The organism is Flavobacterium procerum (genome assembly GCF_042431625.1).
GTDB classification, from domain to species: Bacteria; Bacteroidota; Bacteroidia; order Flavobacteriales; family Flavobacteriaceae; genus Flavobacterium; species Flavobacterium procerum.
Genome location: NZ_JBHLYW010000032.1, coordinates 377,507 through 378,625 on the forward strand (window position 1 = coordinate 377,507; position 1,119 = coordinate 378,625).

The following is a 1,119-nucleotide window of genomic DNA, read 5'->3' on the forward strand; positions in this document are numbered from 1 at the left end:
TTCGGCAACCGTGTAAGAGTTGTCCACAGCAACTGGCACGTCGTTTACTGGAGTCACCGTTATCGTCACTGTTGCGGTGTTTCCGTCAACCGTTCCGTCGTTGGCCTTATAAGTGAAGCTGTCTGTCGTAGTCTCGCTTCCGTCGTGAATGTAGGTGAACGAGCCGTCTGCGTTCAGCGTCAGCGTTCCGTGCGAAGGATTCGCAACCAAGACTGCCGTCAAGGCGTCGCCTTCCGCATCAGAATCATTCCCTAGGACTCCAGGAGCAGTGATGCTAAGCGTTCCGCCTTCGGCAACCGTGTAAGAGTTGTCAACAGCGACAGGCGCATCGTTGACAGGAGTGACCGTTATCGTTACTGTTGCGGTGTTTCCGTCAACCGTTCCGTCATTGGCCTTATAAGTGAAGCTGTCTGTCGTAGTCTCGCTTCCGTCGTGAATGTAGGTGAAAGAGCCGTCTGTATTCAGTGTCAGCGTTCCGTGTGAAGGATTCGCAACCAAGACTGCCGTCAAGGCATCGCCTTCCGCATCAGTATCGTTTCCTAGGACTCCAGGTGCAGTAATGCTCAGCGTTCCGCCCTCGGCAACCGTGTAAGAGTTGTCAACAGCAACAGGCGCATCGTTAACAGGAGTGACCGTTATCGTCACTGTTGCGGTGTTTCCGTCAACCGTTCCGTCGTTGGCCTTATAAGTGAAGCTGTCGCTAAGCGTCTCGCTTCCGTCGTGAATATATGTGAAAGAGCCGTCCGAGTTCAGCGTCAGCGTTCCGTGTGAAGGATTCGCAACCAAGACTGCCGTCAAGGCATCGCCTTCCGCATCAGAATCGTTCCCTAGGACTCCAGGTGCAGAAATGTTCAATGTTCCGCCTTCTGCAACCGTATAGCTGCTGTCATCAACAGCAACTGGTGCATCGTTTACAGGAGTAACTGTTATCGTCACTGTTGCAGTATTGCTGTTCAGAGAGCCGTCGTTTGCTCTATAAGTAAAGCTGTCAGAAAGCGTCTCGCTTCCGTCGTGAATATATGTGAAAGAGCCGTCCGAGTTCAGCGTCAGCGTTCCGTGTGAAGGATTCGCAACCAAGACTGCCGTCAAGGCGTCGCCTTCCGCATCAGAATCATTCCC

Annotated in this window: 1 protein-coding gene; it reads right to left on the reverse strand. The window is 52.8% G+C overall.

All coding sequences use genetic code 11. The features are described 5' to 3' along the window. The coding region (locus ACFFLS_RS25835) for a cadherin-like domain-containing protein (protein ID WP_379689728.1) at positions 1-1,119 on the reverse strand (1,119 nt) is incomplete at both ends.